Raw genomic sequence first — 25,884 nt, forward strand, 5'->3', positions numbered from 1 at the left:
CCTGTCGCCGACGCTTTCGAAACTTAATCCCCGGCACTTGCCCTTCGCTTCCTACCAAATTACTTCGTTAGCAGGATACGAAAGCAAACTAGACCTTAGAGGCCTGCCTTCAGGCTCGCTTCAATAAACTGGTCCAGGTCCCCATCCAGCACTGCCTGGCAGTTGCTGGTCTGAACGCTGGTGCGCAGGTCTTTGATGCGCTGGTCGTCCAGTACGTAGGAGCGAATCTGGCTGCCCCAGCCGATGTCGGATTTGCTCTCTTCCATCGCCTGCTTTTCGGCGTTGCGCTTCTGCATTTCCTGCTCGTAGAGTTTTGCCCGCAGCATCTTCCACGCTTTATCGCGGTTCTGGTGCTGGGAGCGCTCACTCTGACAGGCCACTACGATGCCGGATTCGATATGGGTCAATCGTACGGCAGAGTCGGTTTTGTTCACGTGCTGACCACCGGCACCGGAGGCGCGGTAGGTGTCTTCACGCACCTGGGATTTGTCCACTTCGATCTCGATGTTGTCGTCGATCTCCGGGGAGACGAAAACAGAGGTGAACGAGGTGTGGCGACGGTTGCCGGAGTCGAACGGGGATTTCCGTACCAAGCGGTGTACGCCGGTTTCGGTGCGCAGCCAGCCAAAGGCGTATTCGCCCTGGAAGTGGATGGTGGCACTTTTGATGCCCGCAACTTCGCCAGCGGAGGCTTCTTCCAGGGTGGTTTTGAAGCCGTGGGCTTCGCCCCAGCGCAGGTACATGCGCAGCAGCATTTCGGCCCAGTCCTGGGCCTCGGTGCCGCCGGAGCCGGCCTGGATATCCAGATAAGCGTTGTTCGCGTCGGTTTCGCCGGAGAACATGCGACGGAATTCGAGGGTTTCCAGCTGCTGCTGCAGGCCTTCGAGTTCGCTGGCAACTTCGGCTACGGAATCTTCGTCGTTCTCTTCCACGGCCATATCGAGTAACTCGCGGCAATCACTGATGCCACTGTCGAGATCATCGATGGTTTTCACCACGGCTTCGAGGGAGGAGCGTTCGCGGCCCAGGTCCTGGGCGCGGTCGGGGTCGTCCCAGACACTGGGCTCGGCCAGTTCCAGTTCGACTTCGGTCAGGCGTTCTTTCTTGCCAGCGTAGTCAAAGATACCCCCTAAGAACGTCGGTGCGCTCTTCGAGGTCTTTCAGCTGGTTGAGAAGCGGATTGATTTCCATAGATGCGTCGGCTTCTGTCGGTTAAATCGGGCGCGCATTCTACCTCAGGCTGCCCCGAGAAATAAGGGGGCAGCCCACCGGCGCGGGTGTTTGGCCGGAACTGCGCTCGCGTCAGCGGCCGATGTCCAGTGTAGACGCGATGGCATCTTGAGACGCCCGCAGCGACAGCGCTAGAATGGCCTGACCAATAACAACAATGATCAGGCCAATCTTTGAACGGAGCTGATGTCATGGCGACGAATATGAATCCCCCCCTTCCCCCCCTGTCTCGCCTGCTAACAGGTATATCCGGGACCTCCCGCATTCTGGGGCGCACAGGCCTTGCGGGCCTGTTACTGTCGGTCCTCGCTGTTTCTGCCTGTAAGGAAACGCAACAGCAGGCGTACGACGCGGTAGTCGCGGCCAAATCAGGGAATACCGCGCAAGTGAGCTACCCCACCATTGCGGAAGCTCTGGCACAGGCTCCGACACAGGGCGATGCCCCCTATGTCATCTACCTCCCTGAGGGGGAATACCGGGAAAAGGTGCTGGTGGACAAGCCCAACGTACACCTGGTCGGCGCCGGCCGCGATAAGACGGTCATCAGCTATGGCGACTACGCGGGCATGCCCGCCCCTGGCGCCAAACCGGGCTCGGGCGAGAAAATGGGTACCTTTGCCACCGCGACGCTGACGGTGGAGGCAAAGGACTTTCGCGCGGAAAACCTGACCATTGAAAACAGTTTCGACTTCCTCGCCACCGATGCCCTGCCCAAAGATCACACGGACAAGGTCAATGGCACACAGGCGGTTGCCCTGGAAACCGGCCTTAACAGCGATCGCTCGGCGTTCCGCAATGTGCGCCTGCTTGGCTATCAGGACACGCTGTTTGTGCAGGGAGGGCGCAGTTACTTTGTGGACAGTGTGATCGAAGGCAACGTGGACTTTATCTTTGGCGCAGGACAGGCACTGTTCGAGGACAGCGATATCGTGACGCGCCCGCGGGGTACGGAACGGAAGACAGTGGGTTACGTGACCGCACCGAGTACCGATATCAGCAACGCATTTGGGCTGGTGTTCCTGAACTGCAAACTGCTGAAGGCGCCGGGCGTGCCCGCCGGCTCGTCTCCGCTGGGACGCCCCTGGCACCCCACGACGACCTTTCCCGACGGTCGCTATGCGGATCCGGACGCCATCGGTGCCGCGGTGTTTATCAATTCCTACATGGATGATCACATCACCACAGATGGCTGGGCCTCCATGCGGGGCACCAGCCGGGATGGCAGCAAAAGTACGGTATTCACACCGGAAAGTGCGCGATTCTTCGAGTATCAAAGCCGCGGCCCCGGCGCCAAGTCACACCCTCTGCGACGCCAGTTAAGCGATGCGGAGGCGGAAGCCTATACCCGAGATCGCATTCTGGCGGGCTGGCAACCGTCTTTCTGAGTGGCGAGGCAGTGACCTCGTCAGCGTCTTATTCGCCGCTGGCGAGGTGGTCGAGAATTCCACATTCGGGGAAGTCATCGCCGGCACACGCCTCCGCAAGCCCCCGCAGACTGCTGCGCATAGCCTTCAGGCTTTCCAGCTGCTGCTCAACTTGAAGCAGTTTTTCTTCCACCAGCACTTTGGCGTCGTGACTGCGTCGATCAGGGTTTCGATACAGCGCCAACAGTTCGCGCACTTCCTCCACCGTAAAGCCACAGGCCCGCGCGCGCTGGATAAATTGCAGTGTGGCCACATCGGACTGGCTGTACTCCCGGTATCCATTGGGATTGCGCTGCGGTACCAGCAGATCTATCGACTCGTAATACCGCAACGCTTTTGCCGTCAGCCCCGCACGCTGGGCCGCTTGCGAAATATTCATGGTGAGTTCCTCACAGCAATCCTGTCCATTTGCGGAAATTCTGGAGGTTACCGTAAGGGGAAGGTCAACACGGCACCCGGGCTAGCGCTGCTGCGGCGCACTGCCCGATGTGGCCTGCTCGCAGTCCGTGAACTGGTACTGGCCTTCCTTGGCCGGATCGAAACCCAGCTCCAGCGCTGCATCGAGGAAGCTGGCGGGTATCCGGTGCATCAGCACATCGCCCGTAGCGCCGCCACATACCGCGGGATACATGCGATCGGTTCGCACCGCGCAGCGGGACTCCTGCACCCGGATGCCATTCTGTGCCAGCTCTGCACCACTGGCAGCGAGGCTTTTGCCGCCTCCTTCACACTGCTTGTTACCGCGCGCTTCCATCACCCACAGGCTTTGATTGTCCTGCGACGGCTGACTGGCACCGGGGTCTGCACCCGCCGCATTCTGCCCGGGCTGCTCCGCCCCGCCCTCGGGCTTCTGCTCGCTTGCGGACTCACTTGTAGACTCGCTTGTAGACTGAGTTTCCGGCGCTTGCTTTTGGGAAGAATCACACCCACTGATCGCCAGCAAGCACACGGCCGCAATGGCGACTCTTAGCCATGTATGACACATAAAGCTCTCCTTTTGCCGAATTTCCTTTTCTGAACCCGCTTTACCGAATTCTCAGGCTTTACCGCCCGCGCGCGAAACCTGTCTGTTTCAGCTTAGCGCGAGCCAGCCACCGACGCCGAGCATCAATGTGCCGGCAATCCGGTTCATCAGTCGCACATTTTCACCCTGGTGCAGCAAGCGACTCAAAGTGCGACCGCCACTGGCATAGATCAGCATACAGATAAATTCCAGTGCCAGGATGATACACAACAGTACCACCATCTGCGGCAGCAGTGGTTTCCCCTGATTAATAAATGGCGGCAGTAGCGCGATAAAAAATGCCCAGCCTTTCGGGTTTGCCACCGCCGTCAGAAAACCCTGGCTGACAAGGGCCCAGGGCGGAATTGCCGGTTGCTCACCACTCGAGGGTTCTACCAGAACCATACGCCCGCGCGCGCGCCACATCTGGATACCCAGATACGCCAGATAGGCGCCACCACAGTATTTGAACACCTGGAATGCCGCCGGGTATTTAAGCATGAAGCCGGCGACACCGAGCACCGCGGCAATGGCCACCAGCGCCACACCACACAATTCACCCAGCATCATCCAAAGGGTCCGACGCACACCAAACGCCATGCCCATGGTGAGCGCCAGGGTCATGCACATTCCCGGGGTTATGGAGACAAAGAAAAACGTTGGCACAAACAACGCGAGCAGAGACCAGTCCAGCATTCGATACTCCTCAATTGCATCCAGCTCAGTGATGGGTACCCTGGTGGTTTCCGAAATGGCTGACGAACATGCCGGCGAGCATCAGGCCACAGCCAATTAGCTCGCGACCGCTCAGCATTTCATTCAGGAACAACCAGCCCGCAACCACGGCAAACACAGACTCCAGGCTCATGATCACCGTGGCGTGGGACGGAGCGGCATTGCGCTGCCCCAGCAGCTGGAAGGTGAAGGCAATAGCGGTGGAGAAGATCATCATGTATGCAATCGGCCAGGCGGCGTCCCAGGCTGCCTGCATGGTTGGCTGTTCCACCATCAGCGAAGCCACGGCAGACAGCACCCCGCATACCAGAAACTGGATCGCAGCCAGACGCAACGCATCGTAGCGGTGTACCAGATAATCCGCGGAGAGCACCTGAATCGCAAACACAAAGGCGCTGGCGAACACCATCAGGTCGCCGATTAACTGTGCCTCTTCGGAAAAGTCCGCGAGCCAGTACAGCCCCATCAGCGCCAGGGCCACCCCACCCCAGGTCCAGCGGTTGGTCTTGTGCCCCAGAGACAAGCCGATAATCGGCACCAGCAACAGATAGAACCCGGTAATAAACCCGGCCCTTCCCGCAGTGGTATACAGCAGGCTGACCTGTTGCAATGCCGCGCCGAGAAACAGCCAGAAACCGAGCACCGCACCGCCTGGCAAGCATTTTCGCCAGCGATGATGTACCGGCGTGCCATCCTGCTCGCCGGGCTGCACATCCCGGCGCGAAGAGAGCCAGTAGACAATGGGAATCAGCAACAACCCACCCAGGAAAAAACGCCAGGCGTTGAATGCCAACGGCTCTATGTGCGCCATGGCAATTTTCTGCGGCACAAACGCGAGCCCCCAGAAAAGGGCGGCCAGTAATAACAGAAGCTCGGCTCTCGCCTGTTTTTGATTCATACCACTCACCGGGAAATAGCGGGCGCACCAGTTGCACCCGCTGAAAGAAATAATTTGGGAAACCCGCTGATGCTCAGAGGGGATGAATATGACTGACCATCAGCTGCAGGGACTGCCGCCCGCGAAACTCGTTGATATCGAGCTTGAATGCCAGCTGGACCCTGCCCACCTGAGCCGGCCAGAAATCCGTATCGATATTGAATGCGATGGCATCCAGCGCTTGTTGTGGCGCAGCTACCGGTGCAACCACCATTTTCAGATGGCGCTCGCCGACGATACGCTGCTGCAGCAACAGAAACTCACCGTCAAACTCCGGCTCCGGGAACGCCTGCCCCCAGGGCGCACAGGCGCGCAAAACCGCTGCAGTTTCCATCGAGAATTCTTCCGGCTGCAGCTCGCCATCGGTGTCAATTACGGCCTGTAACTGGGACTCGGAAATCCGGCTGCGTACCGCGGCCTCGAACGCATCAGTGAAAGCCGCCAGGTTTTCCGCCGGTAGGCTCAGCCCGGCCGCCATGGCATGACCGCCAAACTTGCTGATCAATTGCGGATGGGCGGCGGCCACATCGCTCAATGCGTCCCGGATATGCAGGCCGGGAATAGAACGCGCCGACCCCTTGATCAGGTTGTTGTCACCATCGGCGAAGGCAATCACCGGACGATGGAATTTTTCCTTGATGCGGCTGGCGAGAATCCCCACCACTCCCTGGTGCCACGCGGCGTCATACAGGCAAAGACTCCAGGGAAGCCCCTCTTCCCCGAGTTGCAGCTGGTCAAGCGCAGCCATCGCCTCTCGCTGCATCCCGGCCTCGATCGCCTTGCGATCGCGGTTCAAGCCATCCAGTTCTGCCGCCAGTTCTCGCGCCTCCTGCGGATCCTGTGTCAACAGGCAGCGGATACCGGTGCCGATATCGTCCAGACGTCCGGCGGCATTGATACGCGGCCCGAGGATAAAGCCAATATCCGTAGTAGACAGGCGGGCCCTATCCCGCCCCGCCACATCCATCAGCGCCTGGATTCCAGGGCGGCAACGACCTGCGCGTATACGGGCGATCCCCTGATGCACCAAAACACGGTTGTTCTGGTCCAGTGGCACCAGATCCGCCACTGTTCCCAGGGCTACCAGGTCCAGATACTCGGCCATATTGGGTGCTGCGATGCCGGTTTCCTCGAACCACCCCTGCTGTTGCAACACGCTTTTCAGGCGACTGAGGAGATAGAAGATGACGCCAACACCGGCGAGATTTTTACTGGGGAAATCGCAACCCGGCTGATTGGGGTTAATAATGGCATCCGCTTCAGGCAACTCATTGCCCGGCAGGTGGTGATCGGTGACGATGACTTTCATGCCCGCAGCTCTCGCCGCTGCCACCCCTTCGATGCTGCTGATGCCGTTATCGACCGTGATCAACAGGTCTGGATTGTACTCCCGCGCCACCTCGACGATTTCCGGCGTCAGGCCATAGCCGAACTCAAAACGGTTGGGCACCAGGAAATCCACCGGTCCGGCACCGAGCGCCCCCAGAGCCAGCACTGACAGGGTGCTGCTGGTGGCCCCGTCGGCATCGAAGTCGCCGACAATGAGAATTTTCTGTTGACCGCGCACGGCGTCCACCAGCAGGTTGACCGCCGCCTCGACCCCGCGCATGGAGGCGGGACTGTGCAAGCGCGTCAGTTGATGATCCAGCTCCTCGTCGCTGGCGACACCGCGCCCCAGCAATACCCGCTGCAGAATCTCTGGTGTCGTGGAAGTAAAACGGCCAGAGGACAAATCCACTGGCCGTCTTCGAATAATCGCGTTCATCGCATCCGGTCGCTGTCGGTTTTATGGTTCCTGAGTTTACCGGTATTCACCGGCAAACTGCCATTCTACCGCCGACCGGCTGCGGCTCAAGCAGCGCTTAGCCCAGAGCGCTTGAGATGAAATCGTGTACCGCAGAAAGGTCGTTTTGCAGAACTTGCATCCGCTCCTCCCGTTGCAGCAGGTCCTGCATATGGTGTGGCAGTGGAACCTGGGTGCCCGGTAATGCCTTGTCCACGGCCTCGCTGAACTTGGCCGGGTGCGCTGTTGCCAGACACACCATCGGCTCGGCCTTGGATTTGCGTGCGCGCCGCCCGGCTTCCACACCGATGGCCGTGTGCGGATCCAGCAGGTATTCGGTGGATTCGAACACCTCGCGAATCACCTCAACAGTGCGCTCGTCCCCTACCCGCTCGGAGGCAAACAGGGTGCGTGCTTTTTCCAGAACGCTGTCATCCAGCTTCAACGGCGCGCTGCGGTCTGCCAGCAGCTCCGCTACCGACTCGCCATTGCGATCGTAGAGATCGAACAGCAGGCGCTCGAAATTGCTGGATACCATGATATCCATACTCGGCGACAGGCTGTGCACCAGCGGCTTGGGGGAGTGATCGTTCGCACTGATACAACGGTGCAAGATATCGTTGGCGTTGGTGGCGATCACCAGCTGGTTGATCGGCAGGCCCATGCCGCGCGCCAGGTAGCCGGCAAAAATATCCCCGAAGTTGCCGGTCGGCACAGAGAAATTCACCGCACGGTGCGGACCACCGAGACTCAGCGACGCGTAGAAGTAATAGACGATCTGGGCCATGATCCGCGCCCAGTTGATGGAGTTCACCGCAACCAGGCGGCGGCCATCGGGCAGGAACGATTGATCCGCAAAGCTGGCCTTGACCATATTCTGGCAATCGTCGAAATTGCCTTCCAGCGCGATGTTGTAGACGTTGTCCGACAGCACCGTGGTCATCTGCTTGCGCTGCACCTCGGATACCCGGTTGTGCGGATGCAAGATAAAGATGTCGATATTCTCGCAGTGACGGCAACCCTCGATTGCCGCAGAACCGGTATCTCCGGACGTGGCACCCAGCACCACCACTTTCTCGCCGCGTTTTTTCAGCAACAGGTCGAACAACTGCCCCAGGAACTGCAGGGCAAAATCCTTGAACGCCAGGGTCGGCCCCTGGAACAGCTCCATCACCCACTCGTTATGATCGGTCTGCACCAGCGGCGCAATCGCAGTGTGGCGGAAATTGGCGTAGGCGCGGTCGATAATGCCGCGCATTTCGTCTTCAGTGAGATCTTCGGAGACGAACGGCCACATGATGCGGAACGCCAGCTCCCGATAATCCAGCCCGGCCATTTGCGCAATTTCTTCGCGGCTGAAGGTAGGCAGTTTTTCGGGAACATACAGGCCGCCATCGCTGGCGAGGCCAGTGAGAACGGTATCGGCAAAGCTGAGAGACGGCGCGCGGCCGCGGGTGCTGACAAATTTCACGGTGTTGTACTGGTCTGGATAATTCTTGATAGGGGGAATGAGGTGGGCGCAGCGCCCACCTCAATGCATAAAGTGCTGAATCGGATCAGCCGAGGGTTTCGACGCGAATGCGGACTACGGGGTCCTGGATGCTGTCCAGCGCCTCAATCTGGTTGACCGCCTCTTGCAGCTGCGCTTCACGCGCGCGACTGGTCAGCAGTACCACCGGCACCAGCTCTTCATCTTCCGCCGGCTCGTGCTGGATCAGCGCCTCGATGCTGATGCCCTGGTCACTGCAGATTTTTGCCACCTGCGACATAACCCCGGGCTTGTCGAACGCAGAGATGCGCATGTAGTAGCTGGTCTCGGCCTCAGACATGGGCAGGACATCATCCAGATTACCCTGGCTGTCCTGGGTCACACCCGCCAGCGGTACGCGCTGGTCGGGACGCACATTCAGGGTGCGCGCCACATCGACAATATCCGCAATCACTGCAGAGGCCGTCGCCTCGGCGCCAGCGCCGGCACCGTAATACAGGGTCGGCCCGACCGCATCGCCATTGACCAGCACCGCGTTCATCACACCGTTCACATTGGCAATCAGGCGGCGCTGGGGAATCAGGGTCGGGTGTACGCGCAACTCCACACCATCGTTGGTGCGGCGGGCAATGCCCAGATGCTTGATACGGTAACCGAGCTCATCGGCGTACTGGATATCCTCTTTGGCAACACCACTGATCCCCTCGGTGTATACCTTGTCAAAGGCGAGCGGCACGCCGAATGCCAGGGACGCCATGATGACCAGCTTGTGCGCCGCGTCGATACCTTCCACATCAAAGGTAGGATCCGCCTCGGCGTAACCCAGCGCCTGGGCCTGGGCCAGCGCCTCATCAAAACTGCGACCTTTCTCGCGCATTTCGGTCAGGATGTAGTTGCCGGTACCGTTGATGATCCCTGCCAGCCACTGGATACGGTTACCCACCAGACCTTCGCGCAGGGATTTGATGATCGGGATACCGCCTGCGACCGCGGCCTCATAGGCGATGGTGACGCCCTTGTCGGCAGCGGCGGCGAACAGCTCGTTACCGTGCTCGGCGATCAAAGCCTTGTTGGCGGTAACCACATGCTTGCCGTTGGCGATGGCCGCGAGCACCAGCTCGCGGGCCACGGTGGTGCCGCCAATCAGCTCAACCAGGACATCGACATCCGGATTGTTGACCACATCGAATATCTCGCGGGTGACGTTCAGGCCAGTGGTATCGCAGTCCGGATTGTCGCGCCGCGCGCCGATCTGAACGATCTCTACCGGGCGACCACAGCGCGCAGCAATCTCCTCGCAGTTCCGCGCCATGACATTGACCGTACCGCTACCTACGGTCCCGAGACCACAAATACCGATACGTACCGCGGGCAGGCTGCCCGCAGATTTGGAATTTTCTACTACCTTGGTGGCTTCGTCGGCAAATGCGCTCACAACATCCCTCCGCGCATGACTCTAATGGAACACAGCGCAATAACTGGCGTTTAAATCAAAAAAAGGTCGACAACCTTACTGAGATAAGGGGGAAATTGTCAATTAAATTGCGCAGGGCGGTCAAATAACCACCGCAACGCTATTCCACCCACAACCCCATAACGCAGAAGGCCGGCAAGTGCCGGCCTTCTCTGGGTCTTTCTGTCAGCGCCGGACTTAGATGCCCAACGCCTTGGCCAGGGTGTCCGGCGGCAGGTAACCGGGTACCACGGTGCCATCCTCCATCACAATGGTGGGCGTTCCGCGCACATCGATCACCTCGTTACCCATTTTGTACTGGGCCGCCACCGGATTGTTCTTGCATACATCCAGGGGCACATTCTTGCGATTCTTCAGATCAGTGAGCGTCTGGTTGGGGTCGTCTGCACACCAAGCAGTGGCGATCTTGCGGTAGCCCACGGAGTTCAGGCCCGCGCGGGGGAACGCCAGATAACGCACCTCGATCCCCATACGATTCAGCTTTGGCACATCGTCGTGCAGCTTGCGGCAATAGCCGCAGTCCACATCGGTGAACACGTAGATATGTGCCTTGGTTTCCCCTTTGGGAGAAAACACAATCATATCCTTCAGGTCCTGCTGACCCATCACTTCTGCGCGATGGGTACCGCGACGCTTCTCGGACAGGTTCACCACCTTCTGAGGGCCCACTTCAAACAGGTCACCGGCAATAAAATGCCCACCATCCTTGGATACAAACAGCACGTTGCCGCCATTCACATCCACTTCGTACAGACCGGGAACCGGGCTCTCGCGCACATCCCCGAAATTCGCCTGGGGATTTCCCGCGGAGAGCTTGGCCTTGATCTGCTTGGCCGTGGCGTCGTCCACGTCTGCGACAGCAACCTGCCCCAATACGAGTGATGCGGCAGCAACGAGCGCAGAAAGTGGCTTGGCTAGAAAGGTCATGATTCGGTTCGCTCCAGATTATTCGTCATTTTTCGACAGCGCTTGCGGTCGTGGGTTCAGCCCAGTATGGCACCTGTCTCTTGTATTCGAGCAGTTATGCGCGTTTTACTACATGCGGAGCACAATTACCACGCAGCGATCACCCCCGGGGATGATGCTCGCCGTGCAGGGCCTGCAATCTGGCCCTGGCCACTGCGGTGTATATCTGGGTGGTAGACAGGTCCGAGTGCCCGAGCAACAGCTGCACAACCCGCAGGTCGGCACCGTGATTCAGCAGATGCGTGGCAAAGGCGTGACGCAGGGTATGCGGGGACAGCGGCTTGTCGATACCGGCAACCTTTGCCCAGTGTTTGATACGGTACCAGAACGTCTGACGGGTCATGGCAGCGCCGCCGCGCCCCGGGAAACAGGCGTCACTCTCTCCCATCGCCAACAGCTCCGGGCGCGCCGCAATTAGATATTTTCCCAGCCAGTTCTCGGCAGCCTGCCCCATGGGCACCAGGCGCTCCTTGCGCCCCTTGCCATATACCCGCACCACCCCTTGGCGTAGATTCAGCTGGGACAAACTCAACCCCACCAGCTCACTCACCCGCAACCCACAGGCGTAAAGCAGCTCCAGCATGGCCCTGTCCCGCAGCCCGATCGGGGTCTCGGTGTCTGGAGCATCCAGCAGCAGCTCAACATCGCTCTCAGACAGCGATTTGGGCAGCGGCTTGGGAATCTTGGGATTGTCCACCAGTGCCACCGGGTCGTGCTCGATCATTCCCTGGCGCAGACAATGGCGATAGAAACTGCGCAGAGCCGCCAGCGCCCTCGCACTGGAACGCGCCGATTGCCCGGCCTCATGGCGAGCCCCCAGATAGGACAAGATATCCTCGCGAATAATCTGGCCGAGATCTTTTCCGGCGGCGGCACAGTAGTCTGCAAATGCCTTCAGATCCCGACCGTAGGCGGCGCGCGTGTGTTCGCTGACCCCGCGCTCGGCCCACAGCATATCTAGCCAGGCAGTAATCAACCCCTGCGGATTGTGGAAGTTGTTCATTGCGCCATTAAAGCACAGGCCTCCCCCTGCGGTTTCTCCAGGCATAAAAAAACCGGAGACAAGCTCCGGTTTTTTTATGTCGCAGGAAAACTCAGCCGAGTTTTTCCTTGATGCGAGCTGCCTTACCAGTCAGGCTGCGCAGGTAGTACAGCTTGGCCTGGCGAACGTCACCACGACGCTTCACAGCAATGCTATCTACCAGCGGGCTGTGGGTCTGGAAGGTACGCTCAACACCAACACCGTGAGAGATCTTGCGCACGGTGAAAGAGGAGTTCAGGCCGCGGTTACGCTTGCCAATAACTACGCCTTCAAACGCCTGCAGACGCTCGCGGTTACCTTCTTTTACCTTAACCTGTACGACAATGGTGTCGCCCGGGGCAAATTCTGGCAGTTCGGCTTTGAGCTGTTCAGTTTCCAGCTGCTGGATGATTTTGTTGGTCATTTGGAGTTCTCCAAAAGGGTTTTGTGTAGCCTCACGGCTAGATCACCGAATTACTCCCGCCTCCCGGCGAATTCGATATTAATTCTGCTTTTCCGGCGGCGCTTCCTGCAGGAACTCTTCCAGCAGTTGCGCCTGCTCCGGTGTCAGCGCCAGCTTTTCCAGCAGGTCTGGCCGGCGCTGCTGCGTGCGACCCAAGGCCTGCTTGAGTCGCCAGCGGCGTATCTTTTCATGGTTACCGGAAAGTAGGACCTCCGGCACCTTTTCGCCGCGAAAATCTTCCGGGCGAGTATAGTGCGGGCAATCGAGCAACCCCTGAGCAAAGGAGTCTTCCACCGCCGACTGGTCGTGCCCAAGGGCGCCGGGTATCAAACGCGTAACCGCATCCACCAGCACCATGGCAGCGAGCTCGCCACCACTGAGCACGTAGTCGCCAATCGACCACTCCTCATCGATGAGGGCGTCCACCAGTCGCTCATCCACCCCTTCGTAGCGCCCGGCCAAAAGAACCAGGTTACCGCTGTGGGAAAGATGTTCGACTCCGGCCTGATCCAGCTGTCGCCCCTGGGGGGACAGATAAATCGACCGCGCGGGACCCGCTTCTTCCGCCCAGGCACGCGCTTCGGAAAGCGCCTGGGACAACGGCTCGGCCAGCATAACCATGCCGGGCCCACCGCCGTACGGACGATCGTCCACAGTGCGATGCCGGTCACTGGTGAAATCCCGGGGATTCCAGCAGCGCACTTCCAGCAGGCCGTCTTTGACCGCCCGCCCACTGATACCGTAATCGGTCAGTGCTGAGAACATCTCCGGAAAGATGCTCACCAGAGCCACGCGCCTCGCCGCCATCAGAACTCGGGGTCCCAATCGACGGTAATCTGGCCCGCGTCGAGATCGACGCCTGTGATGAATTCACCGGGCAGATACGGAATCAGGCGCTCGCGCCCGTCATCACCGCCCCGCACCACCATCACATCGTTGGCACCGGTCTCCATCAGTCGCACCACTTCGCCGAAGCGGTATTCACGACCTTCAAACTGGCTCACCACCTGCAGGCCCTGCAACTGGTGCCAGTAGTATTCGCCGTCTTCCAGGTGCGGCATTTCACTGCCAGCAACTGCAATATCTCTCTGGCAGAACTGAGCCGCGAGATCGCGGTCGTCCACACCCTTGATATGTACGATCAGGCCTTTGCCGTGGCGCTTGCCTTCATCGATATCAAGAGACTGCCACTGCCCTTCTCCCTGCGTCCCGGCGCCCTGAAGCCACAAACGGGAAAATTGCAGGATATTGTCCATTGGCTCGGTGAAGGAATGCACCTTGACCCAGCCCCGGACGCCGTACACTGAAGTGATACGTCCGACTGTGACCAGTTCTTCGCGAGTTACCGAATGCTCAGCCACAGCCATACCCCGGATACAGACAAATGGGCAAAATCAGGGATCAGGCGGATTCTTTCAGCAGCTTGCTGACGCGATCAGAAACCTGTGCGCCCTGGCCTACCCAGAATTCAACGCGCTCACGGTCGATGCGCAGACGCTCTTCCTGACCACGGGCTACCGGGTTGAAGAAGCCAACACGCTCAATGAAACGACCGTCGCGGGATTTGCGGCTGTCAGTCACAGTCAGGTGATAAAACGGGCGCTTCTTTGCACCGCCACGAGCCAAACGAATGGTTACCATGTAGCTATCCTGTAGTTTCAACACTCACCAGTCACAATTTATGACCGGCATATCCCGCCTCACGGCGGTATTTCAGACATTTGCCGAGACAAAAATCTGCTTTTAAATCAATGCCCAGCGGCCAAGGGCCAGCTGAAAGGCGGCGTATTCTAATGCACCCTTTACGGTTTGTATAGCAGCGAATAACAACGCCAGAATCGCGGGTTACCCCGCCTTACTTTTTACGGAAACCCGGCGGCAGGCCGCCCGGCATTCCACCCATACCTCCGGACCCGCCGAGACCGCCAGTGCCACCGCCCATACCGGGCAGCCCGCCCAGGCCGCGCATCATTTTGCCCATGCCGCCGCCCTTGAGCTTCTTCATCATCTTGCCCATCTGCTTGTGCTGCTTGAGCAGGCGGTTCAGATCCTGGATCTGGGTGCCGGAACCGGCAGTGATACGACGCTTGCGGGAACCGTTCAACAGGTCGGGATTGCGGCGTTCATCCGGGGTCATGGAGCTGATCAGCGCATCCATACGGCGGAACTCCTTGCCCATATCCGCCTGTTGTGCCGCCTGGGCGAGCCCCCCCATACCGGGCATCTTATCCATCAGGGCACCAAGACCACCCATGTTTTGCATCTGTTGCAACTGATCGCGCAGGTCCTCAAGGTCAAAGCCCTTACCTTTCTGTACCTTTTTGACCAGCTTTTCCGCCTTGGAGCGGTCAATATTCTGCTCGGCCTGTTCGATCAGCGAGAGAATATCGCCCATCCCCAGAATCCGGGAGGCAATACGATCCGGGTGGAAGGTTTCCAGGGCATCGGTTTTTTCACCGACACCGATAAACTTGATCGGCTTACCGGTCACGTGGCGCACAGAAAGTGCCGCACCGCCGCGGGCATCACCGTCCGCCTTGGTCAGCACCACGCCGGTCAACGGCAGCGCATCATTGAAGGCACTCGCGGTATTGACCGCATCCTGACCGATCATTGCATCGATCACGAACAAGGTCTCCGCGGGATCCAGGACCTCGTGGAGCTCGCGAATCTCGTCCATCAGCTGGTCATCGATATGCAGGCGACCCGCGGTATCCACGATCAGCACGTCAGCGAACTGCTTGCGCGCCGCCTCTACCGCACCGCGCGCGATATCCACCGGCTTCTGATCCGGCTCGGAGGGGTGGAAAATCGCCCCAACCTCTCCCGCGAGAGTCTCCAGCTGCTTGATGGCCGCCGGACGATAGACGTCGGCGCTCACCACCATCACTTTTTTCTTTTCCCGCTCCTGCAGGTACTTGGAGAGTTTGGCGACACTGGTAGTCTTACCCGCCCCCTGAAGGCCCGCCATCAGGATGACTGCGGGCGGCTGTACGGCCAGGTTCAACGGCGTGGCCGCCTCCCCCATGACCTTGACCAGCTCGTCCTGGACAATTTTGACGAACTGCTGGCCCGGGTTCAGCGCCTTGCTGACCTTCTGGCCAACAGCGGCGGTACGCACCTGCTGCACAAAGGCTTTTACCACCGGCAGCGCCACATCCGCTTCCAGCAATGCCTTGCGCACTTCGCGCAGGGTGTCGCGGATGTTGTCATCCGTCAGGCGAGCCTTACCTGTGACTTTTTTCAGTGCCGACGACAGACGGTCGCTCAGGTTATCGAACATATCACCTTCTCAAATCGTAAATGCCGTAGTGGCCCGGCCTACCGCCGGTACCCCAAAAACGCGGCAGTATAGCTCAGGCGGGCTTTCCAGCACAGGCGCGCTGTGACACACTGCCTGCCCGGAACACATAATGAATCAGCAAGACGGATTTACCCTAATGGCGGCATTCGCCCACTGGATGGCAATTGCACTCTATATAGCCACTACAGTAGTAGCGGCTGTCACCCTGTCTCGCCAATCTCAGTCCCGCAGGCATACCCTGCTACTCGGGCTGTTCACCGGCGCCGTAGCGGCCCACGCCATCTCCCTGAAGTTCACCCTGCTGGCAGATAACGGCTTCCGCTTTGACCTGCTGGCGATGCTGTCGCTGATCACCTGGTCTGTCGCCCTGCTGCTACTGTGCCTTTCACTGCGGCACCAGCTTACACTGCTGATACTCGCAATTGCGCCACTGGCGGCCGTCAGTGAACTCGCTGCGGTACACGCCTGGGGCACCGCTATACCGCGCTCACAGATTTCGCCGGGCATCGCGGCCCACGCACTGCTTTCCATATCGGCTTATGCGCTGCTAACGCTGGCGACGCTCCAGGCCATCTACCTCTACTGGCTCAACCAGCAACTGCACAACCACCGCCCCGCCGGCATGAGCCGGATGCTGCCGCCGCTGCAGACCATGGAGAGCCTGCTGTTTGGCCTGATCGCGTTCGGGCAGCTATTGCTGACCGCATCCTTGATCACCGGCGCCCTGTTCGTAGATGACCTCTTCGCACAGCACCTGGTACACAAAACCGCTCTGTCGATTTTTGCGTGGATCCTGTACAGCATTCTGCTGTGGGGACACTGGAAAAATGGCTGGCGCGGCAACACCGCGGTACGCTGGACCCTCTCCGCATTTGCCGTTCTGCTGCTGGCATTTTTCGGCAGCAAACTGGCATTGGAAGTCATTTTCTCCGGCGGCTGAGCCGCCCGACTTGCGGCATGCGCCGTTCTGATCCAATATCGCCCTGATTCAACAGAAAGAGCTCCCCCTTGAACGACCTGCCGCCCGGCCTGTTATTTGCACTGATAGGCCTGCTGATTGTTATTTCCGCTTTCTTTTCCAGCTCCGAAACCAGCATGATGGCGCTGAACCGTTATCGCCTGCGTCATCAAGCGAAAAGCGGACACCGCGGCGCCAAAAGGGCCATGGAGCTGCTCGCACGCCCGGACAAACTGATCGGGGTCATCCTGATCGGCAACAACCTGGTCAATATCCTCGCCTCGGTAATCGCCGGCGCGGTATTTACCAAACTCTATGGCGAGGCCGGTGTCTGGTACGCCACCGCGGCGTTGACCGTCGTAGTCCTGATCTTCGCCGAAGTCACACCGAAAACCATCGCCGCCCTGCATCCGGAAAAGATCGCATTTCCCGCCAGCCTGCTACTGCGCCCACTGCTCTTTTTACTTTCACCTTTCGTGTGGCTTGTGGGCAGCGTATCCAACGCCCTCGCCCGTCTGGTGGGCGTGGAAGCGGGCAAGGAATCGGAGGCGGAACACCTGGCTCCGGAAGAACTGCGCTCGGTGGTGTTCGAATCCGGCGCACTGCTGCCGACCAAGCATAAAGGCATGCTGCTTAACGTACTGGACCTCGACCAGGCCACCGTGGAAGACATCATGATCCCGCGCAACGAGGTGATCGGTGTGGACCTGGACAACTCCGCAGAAGCCATCCTGCAGCAACTGGCCGAGAGCAGCTTTACCCGCCTCCCGGTTTACCGCGGGGACATCAATCAGGTAGTCGGCATACTGCACCTCCGCCGCGCGGCCCAGATACTGCGTGACGGACCAGAAGACCTTACCGCAGAGACGCTCAAGTCCCACCTCAATGAACCCTACTTTGTCCCCGAAGCCACCCCTCTCCCTACCCTGCTGATGAATTTTCAGCAGAAGAAACGCCGCATGGGACTGGTGGTAGATGAGTACGGCGAGGTAATGGGTATCGTTACCCTGGAAGACCTGCTGGAAGAGATTGTGGGGGACTTTACCGCAAGCCCGGTGCCGAGCGACGATGAAGAGATCGTCAAGCAGGAAGAAGGTTGGTATCTAGTGGACGGTGGCACGTCCATTCGGGAAATGAACCGCACCCTGCACTGGCACTTGCCCACTGACGGGCCCAAGACATTTAACGGGCTGATCATGGAGCACCTCGAAAGCATCCCGGAGGGCAATATCAGCCTCTATATCCAGGAATATCTGATCGAGATTGTGGAGGTGTCCGATAAGATGATTACCAGTGCCCGCATCAAAAAAGCTGGGAACTGAGTAAGCGCAGAATTCTGCTGACTGAACCCCGCAGGACTCAGACCAGCTCCAACTGACGCCGCACCGGTGCAAAACTTTTCCTGTGCACCGGTGTTGCACCCAACCGCGCCAGAGCTTCCATATGCGCCTTGGTGGGATAACCTTTGTGGCCCGCCAGGCCATATTCAGGATACTGCTGATCCAGCACCACCATTTCCCGATCCCGGGTCACCTTCGCCAGAATCGAAGCCGCCGCAATCGCGGCAACCCTGTCGTCCCCCTTGACCACCGTATCGCACTCGTAGTGCCACTGCGGCTTGCGGTTGCCATCTACCAGCACATACTCGGGCTGCACCGATAACTGCTCTACCGCCCGCTTCATGGCCAGCATGCTGGCGTGGAGAATATTTAGCTGATCAATTTCCGCGACCGTGGCGCGGGCGACGGCAAAGGCCAGCGCCTTTTCGCGGATCTCATCAAACAGCGCCTCGCGCTTTTTTTCGGATAATTTCTTCGAGTCCGCCAGCCCCGCCACCGGATTCTGCGGATCGAGGATGACCGCTGCAGCTACCACGTCGCCGGCGAGCGGTCCCCGCCCCACCTCGTCGACACCGGCTAGCAGATCACCGGTATAGCTGCAAACATAGGGCGGCAGGGATGATTTGGTTTTCATAGTGACTGAATACTTTGAATTTATCGCTGGATGAGATTACACACGGCATCCGCGGCTTTTTCGGAAGCATCGCGGCGCAACTCCTGGTGCATTTCACTGAAGGTTCTCCGCAGCTGATCTCCCAGCAGAGGATCGTCAAAATAGTTCAGCACCGCCGCCCCCAATGCCTCTGGGGTCGCATCATCCTGGAGAATTTCGGGCACCAGCTCACGCTGTGCCAGCAGGTTGGGCAAGGATACCCAAGGAGTGTGTAACATGCGGGAAAAAATGGCATAGGACAGGCTCGCCATTTTGTACGCCACCACCATGGGCTTGTTCATCAGCATGGTCTCCAGGGTGGCAGTACCCGATGCGATCAGCACCGCATCCGCTGCCGCCAGCGCCTGCTGGGACTGACCATCGAGGATGGTCAACGGCAGCTCCTCCGCACCCGGCAGGTCAGCAACCTGCTGTTGTAGTTGCGCCTTGCGCTCTGCACTGGCAGCGGGCAAAACGAAACGGAGATTGCGACGGCGCTGGTAACACCATTGGGCCGCCTGCAGGAAAAGCGGGCCCAACAAGCGCACCTCACCCCCGCGACTGCCGGGCAGTAGCGCCACTACATGATCGTCATCCGCAAACCCGAGGGCACGCCTTGCCGCCGAGACATCCACTTCCAATGGAATTTCATCCGCAAGCGGATGCCCCACAAAAGTCACAGGGACATTGTGCTCCCGGTAAAACTCCGCCTCGAAAGGCAACAGAGTCAATATATGATCGACCGCACGCGCAATTTTCTTGATCCGCCCCTGACGCCAAGCCCATACCGATGGGCTCACGTAATGCATGGTAGGAATCCCCGCGGAACGCAGCGCCTCTTCAAGGCCCAGGTTAAAGTCGGGCGAATCAATACCGATAAACAGGTCCGGGGGGTTGGCAATAAAGTACTGGCGCAGCGAACGGCGGATTTTCAGAAGCTCGGGAAGACGCTTGAGCGGCTCCACCAGCCCCATGACCGACAACCGCTCCATGGGAAACAGGGACTCGGCACCGAGCGCCTGCATACGAGGCCCGGCGATACCGGTCACCTCAACCCGACCAAAACGCTTTTGCAGCGCGGCTATCAGGCCAGCTCCGAGAATATCTCCCGACGCCTCACCGGCAAGCATACCGATGCGCAACACTTCTCGCTCAGACACGCAGTTACCTCAGCGAACGATGCCGCGGGTGGAGTTTTCCAGGGAGTCGATCCAGGGTTGGATGACCGCTGACTCCTGCCGCAGGCTGGCCAGGGATTCCAGCGCCTCGTCGGTGGTCAAACCGCGGCGATACACGATTTTGTAGGCTTTGTTGATCAGGGCGATCTCTTCCCTACTGAAGCCCCTGCGACGCAAACCTTCCGCATTGATGGTCTTTGCTTCCGCGGGATTGCCAGCCACCATCACATAAGCGGGGACATCCTTTCCGATACCCGCGCCCATGCCGGTAAATGCGTGCTCACCAATGGTGCAGTGCTGATGCACCAGGGTATACCCGCTGAGAATTGCCCAGTCGCGCACAAATACATGGCCTGCCAGGGCCACGTTATTTACCAGGATGGTGTGATTGCCAATAACGCTATCGTGACCGATATGTGCGTAAGCCATCAGCAGGTTGTCATTGCCAATGGTGGTCTCACCCCGATCCTGTACCGTACCGCGATGAATGGTGACGCCTTCGCGAATGACGTTGTTGTCACCAATTACCAGAGTGGTGGCCTCCCCCTGGTATTTCTTGTCCGGCGTATCCTGCCCTACGGTGGCAAACTGATAGATGTGATTGTTTTTTCCCAGCGTAGTAGGCCCACTGAGAACGACGTGGGAGGCGATTTCACAGCCATCGCCGATTTCCACGTCCGGCCCGATGACACTGTAAGGGCCTATCTTCACGCCCTCACCAATTTTCGCCGAGTCGTCGACGATGGCAGTCGGGTGAATACTGGTCTGCATTCTGTGGTCTTCTCCTCACCGGCTCAGTTCAGCCCGCGCCGACTACAGGCCAGAAAGACCCGAAACCGATAGCGCAGACGACTTCGCTACTTTACCCACGAACGGCAAATATAAAAAACTATTTGGTCACAATGAGCCGGACCCATCGCGACCAGGCTGCACTTGCAGCGGAATCAGATTTTTTTGACCGCGCAAAGAATGTCCGCTGACGCCGCCAGCTCGCCATCGACACTGGCCTTGCCGGCAAACTTCCAGATACCGCGGCGCTCGGAAACCACCTCAGATTCCAGTTGCAGACGATCTCCCGGTACCACCTGGCGCTTGAAGCGCACATTGTCGATACCCGCAAACAGATAAAGGTATCCATCTTCAGGTTTCTGGCCCAGGGTTTTGAAACCCAGAATTCCGGAAACCTGCGCCAGGGCTTCAACGATCATAACCCCCGGAAAAATCGGCACTTCCGGAAAGTGGCCGTTAAATACCTCTTCGTTTATCGAGATATTCTTATAGCCCTTGATCAACTTGCCCTCTTCCAGCTCGACGACACGGTCTACCAGAAGAAAAGGATAGCGGTGCGGCAGGTATTGACGAATTTCCTGTACGTCCATCATGGCGATTTGTCCCCAGAAACCACTTCGGGGCGCCAAACGCCCCGAATTTACTGATAAATATCTATTTTAGAACCGAGACCGGCGGCAAGCCGTGCTCAGTCCTCTCCACCTTTCGGTGTACTTTGCGAAATGTCTTCCCGAGAAGCCTTTTCCTGTACAGCCTCTTGCAGCGCCTTTTCAACACCCGTGAGGCGGCGCGCCATCTGGTCAAGCTGCCCGAAACGCACCGCATTGCGGCGCCAGGAACGACTATCGGAAAATGGAATACCACTGGAATAAGACCCGGCTTCCTCGATGGACTTGGTGACGAGGGTGCGCGCAGTGACGTGAGTGCGGTCAGCAACGGTCACATGGCCGACAATTCCCACACCGCCGGCGATCGTGCAGTGCTTGCCGATGATTGCACTGCCGGCAACCGCCGAGCATGCAGCCATGGCTGAGTAGTCACCAATCTGCACATTGTGAGCGATTTGCACCATATTGTCGATCTTGACCCCTCGGCCGATCAGTGTATTGCCGAGAGCGCCGCGATCGATACAGGTGTTGGCACCGATCTCCACCTCATCGCCAATCTCCACCCCGCCCAGCTGGTAGATCTTGGTCCACTTTCCATCGCTCGGCGCAAACCCGAAGCCGTCGGCACCAATCACAGTATTGCTGTGAACGATAACGTCGGCGCCGATGGCACAACCGTGGTAGATGACCACACTGGGAAACAGACGGGTGCGCGGGCCGATGGTGCTTCCCTCACCAACCACGCAACCGGGCCCGATCACCGCCCCCGCCGCCACACTGACGTGGGCCTCGATTGAGCTACCGGCCCCTACATGTACGCTGGGATGCACTTGCGCGGTAGCATCCACCCGCGCGCTGGAATCAACACCGGCAGCATATCGGGGGGTAGTATCGTAGATAGCCGTCGCCTGTGCGAAAGCGTGATAGGGATTGGGAACAATCAGTGCCGAAACCGGACAGGATTCCGCCTGCTCTTCAGTTACCAGCACCGCACAGGCACGGGTTCCGGCCAGAAAACGCCGGTAGTTGGCGCTCGCCAGGAAACTGACCTGGCTCGCATTGGCATCTTGCAGGGTGTTCAGCCCGGTGGGAACCAGATCTGCACTGGCCCCTGCCGCCAGACGCAATTCTGCGCCCAGCTTTTCAGCCAACAGCGCCAGTGTTGGCTGCTCGCTCATGTTAAAGCTCCAAACGCTAACTGAAACGGCTTACTTTGCCGCGTTCAGGCGTTTTACCAACTCTTCGGTAAGGTTGGCATTGGTACCGGCGTAAACCGCAGCGGTGGCATCCAGAACCAGGTCCAGCTTGCGCTCTTTGATCAGCTCTTCCAGAACGGCCTTGGCCTTCGGCAGCTGGTCTTTCTGGAGGTCCTGAACAGCCTGGCCTTCCATTGCACGCAATTTTTTAACCGCGGTTTCAAAATCGGAGCGCTTGAAGTTCATCTTGCGCTGATGCTCGGCCTTTTTCTCTTCAGACCAGGTAACGCCGTTTTTCTGGGCATCTTCTGCCATTTTCTGCACTTCAGAGCGGATACTCTCTGCACTGTTCTGCAGCTGCGAGTATTCGGAACTGGTTTTCAGGGCGTTAATTTTGGACGAGGCCTTCTCAGTGCTCATGATCGCAGCCTGAATATTAACCACCGCGACTTTGGTTTGCGCTACCGCCGCACCGGTGAACAACAGGCCCGCCAGCAGAATTGCACTTGCTTTTACAAATTTGAACACGTTTATTCTCCGTATCTCTGTCCATTTCCCGCACTAACCAGAGCGCGGATTATTATCAATTTCTCTACCCGTTTCCCGGGGCTGCAACCCTATCGAGAATTGGCGCTAGTTTCCATGAGTTTGTCTCGTCCGGATGAGCGGCTTACCCACCCGGGAAAATCACATAGGAACTAATTCGCGATTAGAAGCTGTTGCCCAGAGAGAACTGGAATACTTCGATTTCATCATCCTCGTTCTGCTCCAGCGCTTTGGACAGGCTGAAGGTCAGAGGACCAAAGCCGGTAATCCAGGTCAGGCCCACACCCGCTGAAACATTGAGGTATTTGGCGTCAATATCGTAACAGTTGAGCTGGGTAACGCCACAGTTGGAGCTGAATACATTACCGGCATCGATAAAGAACGCAGACTGCATGGAGCGCTGGTCTTTAACAAACGGAATCGGGAAGATGACTTCCGCACTGCCTTCAACCAGGATATTGCCACCAAAAGGATCCGGCCTGCGGCCGGTAGACTGGGTCGCCAGCTCGCCGGTTGCGGTGTTAAGCAGGTAGCAGCGCTTGGTCACGTTGCCCTCGGCATCCACCGCGCAAGCCTCACTCAGGTATGACTCGGCAGGCGTTGAGCGCGGCCCCAGGGAGTTGCGCTCAAAGCCGCGCACGGACCCGAAACCACCGCCGTAGAAGTTCTCAAAAAACGGCAGCTGACCAGTATCACCGTAACCTTCCGCATAACCAAGACGCGTGCGCAGGCGCAAAGTCAGGTCTTTGGTCAGAGGCCGGAAATACTGGGCGGTATAAATAAACTTGTAATATTCGAGGTCACCACCAGGCAGTGCAATCTCCATGGAAGCGCGCTGCGAAGCACCCCGGGTCGCAAGAATACCGCGGTTCAAAGTGGAGCGCGCATAAGAGGTGGTCAAGGACCAGGAATCGAACTCATCCCCGTAGAGATCCACAAAGCCATCGAAGTCAGTGTTCACCAGACCCGGCCCAATGGGCATACTCAGATCCAGGGCAACGCCGTCATCAACTGCCACGCCTAGCTCGTCCAGTACATCCTGACGATCACTCAGATCGATTTCGCCCGTCACATTACTCAGCGGACGCGGCGAAGCCACAATTTCCTGGACAGAGCTGCTGTGGGTGCTCAACTCCAGGTGGTTAAACCCGACATTCAGACCTATCCGAGAGATTTCAGAAATCGGGTAACCGAAGCTGAGACCCGCACCATAGGTGGTGGTGTTATAGCTGGAGAGGTTGATCTCGGAATAATCCCGCTCCTGATAGAACACATTAAATCCACGGCTGACCCCATCCGGCGTAAAGTACGGATCGGTATAGGAGAAGTTCACCACCGACTGGTACCTGGAGGTATTCACTGCAAAACCAACGGATTTACCGGTACCCAGCCAGTTGTTCTCCTGAACATTGGCGCCCAGCACCAGGCCACTGCCCTGCGCATAACCCACAGTGCCGCCGATAGTACCGGACGGCTGCTCTTCTACGGTGTACTCCACATCGATCTGGTCAGAAGTACCGGGAACCTCGGTGGTTTCCACCTGGACTTCCTTGAAGTAGCCCAAGCGCTCAAGACGCACCTTGGACTGTTCGATACGGGCGGAGGACGCCGATGCAGATTCCATCTGGCGCATTTCGCGGCGCAGCACATCATCGGATGTTCGCGTGTTGCCGCGGAAATTGATCCGTCGTACATAGGCGCGTTTACCCGGATCAATAAAGAAAGTCACCTTTACGGTTTTGTCTTCCTCATTCGCTTCCGGCATGCCATTGACTTCGGCAAAGGTATAACCCTCATTACCAAGACGCTTGGTAATGTAATCGGAAGTCGTGGTCATCAGTACCTGGGAAAAGGTCTGCCCTTTGCGTACCAGCAGCAAGCGGCGGATTTCCTCTTCGGACACGACCGGATCACCGGCAAGCTCCACATCGGAAACCGTGTACACATCGCCTTCCGTGATGTTGACGGTAATGAATACACTCTGCTTGTCCGGGCTCAATGACACCTGGGTGGAGTCGATCTTGAACTCCAGGTAGCCGCGATCGAGATAGTAGGACTCGAGTCGCTCCAGGTCGCCGGTCAGCTTTTCACGGGAGTATTTGTCGTCACTGTTCAGCCAAGATAACCAGCCGGTGGTCTGGAGTTCGAAAATCTCCGCCAGCTCATCATCGGAAAATGCGCGGTTGCCGACAACATTAATATGCTTGATGGCGGCAACGGAACCTTCATCCACCACAACCTTCAGTTCAACCTGATTACGCGGCAGCTCTTTGACTTCAGTTTTTACACTGGCGCCGTAGCGGCCCTGCGCTACGTACTGGCGCTGCAGTTCCTGGGCCAACCCCTCGAGGGTCGCGCGCTTGAAAATCTGGCCTTCCGCGAGGCCATTGTCGTTCATGCCCTTGAGCAGATCTTCGGTCTTGATCGCCTTGTTACCGGTGATTTCGATTTTTGAAATCGCCGGACGTTCACGCACGGTAATTACCAATACGCCACTTTCGCGGCCTATCTGGATATCCTGAAAGTATCCAGTACGGAACAGTGCGCGGGTTGCGCTCTGGATATCCAGGCTTTCGATCTGGTCACCCACCCGTACAGGCAGTGCGGCAAAAACTGAACCGGCAGAAACCCGCTGCAGGCCCTCAACGCGAATATCGTTGACCACAAACGACTGGGCATAGGCAGCAACTGGCAATGCCAAGCCAAGCGAAGCCGCTTTCAGGAAATTCTTCATCTACTAATTCCGAGTTGTTATTCGCAATTCCAGCCGGGCCTGATTGCCCGTTCA

Annotated in this window: 25 protein-coding genes; 3 read left to right on the plus strand and 22 right to left on the minus strand. The window is 58.2% G+C overall.

The genetic code is table 11. The features are described 5' to 3' along the window. Positions 1-95: 95 nt before the first annotated feature. Positions 96-1,191, minus strand: a protein-coding gene (gene prfB, locus B4U49_RS11795) for a peptide chain release factor 2 (RefSeq protein ID WP_143735637.1) whose coding sequence is annotated in 2 segments (ribosomal slippage) — positions 96-1,118 and positions 1,120-1,191 — 1,095 coding nt in all. Because the reading frame shifts where the segments join, the coding sequence is not laid out codon by codon here. A gap of 230 nt (positions 1,192-1,421) precedes the next feature. Between prfB and B4U49_RS11800 the strand changes: the two genes are divergently transcribed. Next, the gene (locus tag B4U49_RS11800) at positions 1,422-2,615 is read left to right on the plus strand and encodes a pectinesterase family protein (RefSeq protein WP_204903030.1); all 1,194 of its coding nucleotides are present in this window, start codon (positions 1,422-1,424) and stop codon (positions 2,613-2,615) included. A 28-nt stretch (positions 2,616-2,643) separates the two neighbouring features. Here the strand turns inward: B4U49_RS11800 and B4U49_RS11805 are convergent, their stop codons facing one another. The 14 genes from B4U49_RS11805 to ffh form a co-directional block, all read right to left on the minus strand. Further along, on the minus strand, positions 2,644-3,033 hold the full coding sequence (locus B4U49_RS11805) for a MerR family DNA-binding protein (RefSeq protein ID WP_078084800.1): 390 nt from the start codon (positions 3,031-3,033) through the stop codon (positions 2,644-2,646). A gap of 81 nt (positions 3,034-3,114) precedes the next feature. Then, the gene (locus tag B4U49_RS11810; RefSeq protein ID WP_143735638.1) at positions 3,115-3,639 is read right to left on the minus strand and encodes a hypothetical protein; all 525 of its coding nucleotides are present in this window, start codon (positions 3,637-3,639) and stop codon (positions 3,115-3,117) included. 87 nt (positions 3,640-3,726) lie between these two features. Beyond that, positions 3,727-4,353 carry a LysE family translocator gene (locus tag B4U49_RS11815; protein ID WP_078084802.1) on the minus strand — a complete coding sequence of 209 codons (627 nt, stop codon included), beginning with the start codon at positions 4,351-4,353 and terminating at the stop codon, positions 3,727-3,729. 25 nt (positions 4,354-4,378) lie between these two features. Then, positions 4,379-5,290: a DMT family transporter gene (locus B4U49_RS11820; protein ID WP_078084803.1), complete on the minus strand. Its 912-nt coding sequence runs from the start codon at positions 5,288-5,290 to the stop codon at positions 4,379-4,381. 73 nt (positions 5,291-5,363) lie between these two features. Continuing rightward, complete coding sequence (recJ, locus tag B4U49_RS11825; RefSeq protein WP_078084804.1) at positions 5,364-7,094, minus strand: single-stranded-DNA-specific exonuclease RecJ; 1,731 nt, start codon at positions 7,092-7,094, stop codon at positions 5,364-5,366. A 97-nt stretch (positions 7,095-7,191) separates the two neighbouring features. Continuing rightward, positions 7,192-8,583 (minus strand): threonine synthase, encoded by a 1,392-nt coding sequence (thrC, locus tag B4U49_RS11830; protein WP_078084805.1) that lies wholly within the window; start codon positions 8,581-8,583, stop codon positions 7,192-7,194. An 85-nt stretch (positions 8,584-8,668) separates the two neighbouring features. After that, entirely contained in the window at positions 8,669-9,976 is a 1,308-nt protein-coding gene (locus B4U49_RS11835) for a homoserine dehydrogenase (RefSeq protein WP_078084835.1), read from the minus strand. A gap of 276 nt (positions 9,977-10,252) precedes the next feature. Beyond that, entirely contained in the window at positions 10,253-11,002 is a 750-nt protein-coding gene (locus B4U49_RS11840) for a DsbC family protein (RefSeq protein WP_078084806.1), read from the minus strand. Positions 11,003-11,141: 139 nt separating this feature from the next. Further along, a complete protein-coding gene (gene xerD, locus B4U49_RS11845; RefSeq protein ID WP_078084807.1) occupies positions 11,142-12,044 on the minus strand; it encodes a site-specific tyrosine recombinase XerD in 903 nt (300 codons plus the stop codon). A 91-nt stretch (positions 12,045-12,135) separates the two neighbouring features. Beyond that, on the minus strand, positions 12,136-12,486 hold the full coding sequence (rplS, locus tag B4U49_RS11850; RefSeq protein WP_078084808.1) for a 50S ribosomal protein L19: 351 nt from the start codon (positions 12,484-12,486) through the stop codon (positions 12,136-12,138). 78 nt (positions 12,487-12,564) lie between these two features. After that, positions 12,565-13,332, minus strand: a complete 768-nt coding sequence (gene trmD / locus B4U49_RS11855) for a tRNA (guanosine(37)-N1)-methyltransferase TrmD (protein WP_078084809.1) — start codon at positions 13,330-13,332, stop codon at positions 12,565-12,567. Then, complete coding sequence (gene rimM, locus B4U49_RS11860; protein WP_078084836.1) at positions 13,332-13,886, minus strand: ribosome maturation factor RimM; 555 nt, start codon at positions 13,884-13,886, stop codon at positions 13,332-13,334. Before rimM ends, trmD begins: the two co-directional genes overlap by 1 nt. A gap of 40 nt (positions 13,887-13,926) precedes the next feature. Further along, complete coding sequence (gene rpsP, locus B4U49_RS11865) at positions 13,927-14,166, minus strand: 30S ribosomal protein S16 (protein WP_078084810.1); 240 nt, start codon at positions 14,164-14,166, stop codon at positions 13,927-13,929. Positions 14,167-14,380: 214 nt separating this feature from the next. Continuing rightward, positions 14,381-15,808 (minus strand): signal recognition particle protein, encoded by a 1,428-nt coding sequence (ffh, locus tag B4U49_RS11870; protein ID WP_078084811.1) that lies wholly within the window; start codon positions 15,806-15,808, stop codon positions 14,381-14,383. 130 nt (positions 15,809-15,938) lie between these two features. On the opposite strand from ffh, the gene B4U49_RS11875 reads away from it, so the two are divergent. Continuing rightward, the gene (locus tag B4U49_RS11875) at positions 15,939-16,769 is read left to right on the plus strand and encodes a cytochrome C assembly family protein (RefSeq protein WP_239692603.1); all 831 of its coding nucleotides are present in this window, start codon (positions 15,939-15,941) and stop codon (positions 16,767-16,769) included. A 68-nt stretch (positions 16,770-16,837) separates the two neighbouring features. Then, a complete protein-coding gene (locus B4U49_RS11880) occupies positions 16,838-18,109 on the plus strand; it encodes an HlyC/CorC family transporter (RefSeq protein WP_078084812.1) in 1,272 nt (423 codons plus the stop codon). 37 nt (positions 18,110-18,146) lie between these two features. Here the strand turns inward: B4U49_RS11880 and rnhB are convergent, their stop codons facing one another. The 7 genes from rnhB to bamA form a co-directional block, all read right to left on the minus strand. After that, positions 18,147-18,761 carry a ribonuclease HII gene (gene rnhB, locus B4U49_RS11885; RefSeq protein ID WP_078084813.1) on the minus strand — a complete coding sequence of 205 codons (615 nt, stop codon included), beginning with the start codon at positions 18,759-18,761 and terminating at the stop codon, positions 18,147-18,149. Positions 18,762-18,781: 20 nt separating this feature from the next. Next, the gene (lpxB, locus tag B4U49_RS11890; RefSeq protein ID WP_143735639.1) at positions 18,782-19,909 is read right to left on the minus strand and encodes a lipid-A-disaccharide synthase; all 1,128 of its coding nucleotides are present in this window, start codon (positions 19,907-19,909) and stop codon (positions 18,782-18,784) included. Positions 19,910-19,948: 39 nt separating this feature from the next. After that, complete coding sequence (lpxA, locus tag B4U49_RS11895) at positions 19,949-20,728, minus strand: acyl-ACP--UDP-N-acetylglucosamine O-acyltransferase (protein ID WP_078084815.1); 780 nt, start codon at positions 20,726-20,728, stop codon at positions 19,949-19,951. Positions 20,729-20,901: 173 nt separating this feature from the next. After that, positions 20,902-21,339, minus strand: a complete 438-nt coding sequence (fabZ, locus tag B4U49_RS11900) for a 3-hydroxyacyl-ACP dehydratase FabZ (protein ID WP_078084816.1) — start codon at positions 21,337-21,339, stop codon at positions 20,902-20,904. A gap of 95 nt (positions 21,340-21,434) precedes the next feature. Further along, complete coding sequence (gene lpxD / locus B4U49_RS11905; protein ID WP_078084817.1) at positions 21,435-22,532, minus strand: UDP-3-O-(3-hydroxymyristoyl)glucosamine N-acyltransferase; 1,098 nt, start codon at positions 22,530-22,532, stop codon at positions 21,435-21,437. Positions 22,533-22,562: 30 nt separating this feature from the next. Continuing rightward, positions 22,563-23,078: an OmpH/Skp family outer membrane protein gene (locus B4U49_RS11910; protein ID WP_078084818.1), complete on the minus strand. Its 516-nt coding sequence runs from the start codon at positions 23,076-23,078 to the stop codon at positions 22,563-22,565. 181 nt (positions 23,079-23,259) lie between these two features. Then, positions 23,260-25,830, minus strand: coding sequence for an outer membrane protein assembly factor BamA (bamA, locus tag B4U49_RS11915; RefSeq protein ID WP_078084819.1), 2,571 nt, complete (start codon positions 25,828-25,830; stop codon positions 23,260-23,262). Between the last annotated feature and the right edge of the window lie 54 nt (positions 25,831-25,884).

Origin of the sequence: Microbulbifer mangrovi (genome assembly GCF_002009015.1) — a bacterium.
GTDB classification, from domain to species: Bacteria; Pseudomonadota; Gammaproteobacteria; order Pseudomonadales; family Cellvibrionaceae; genus Microbulbifer; species Microbulbifer mangrovi.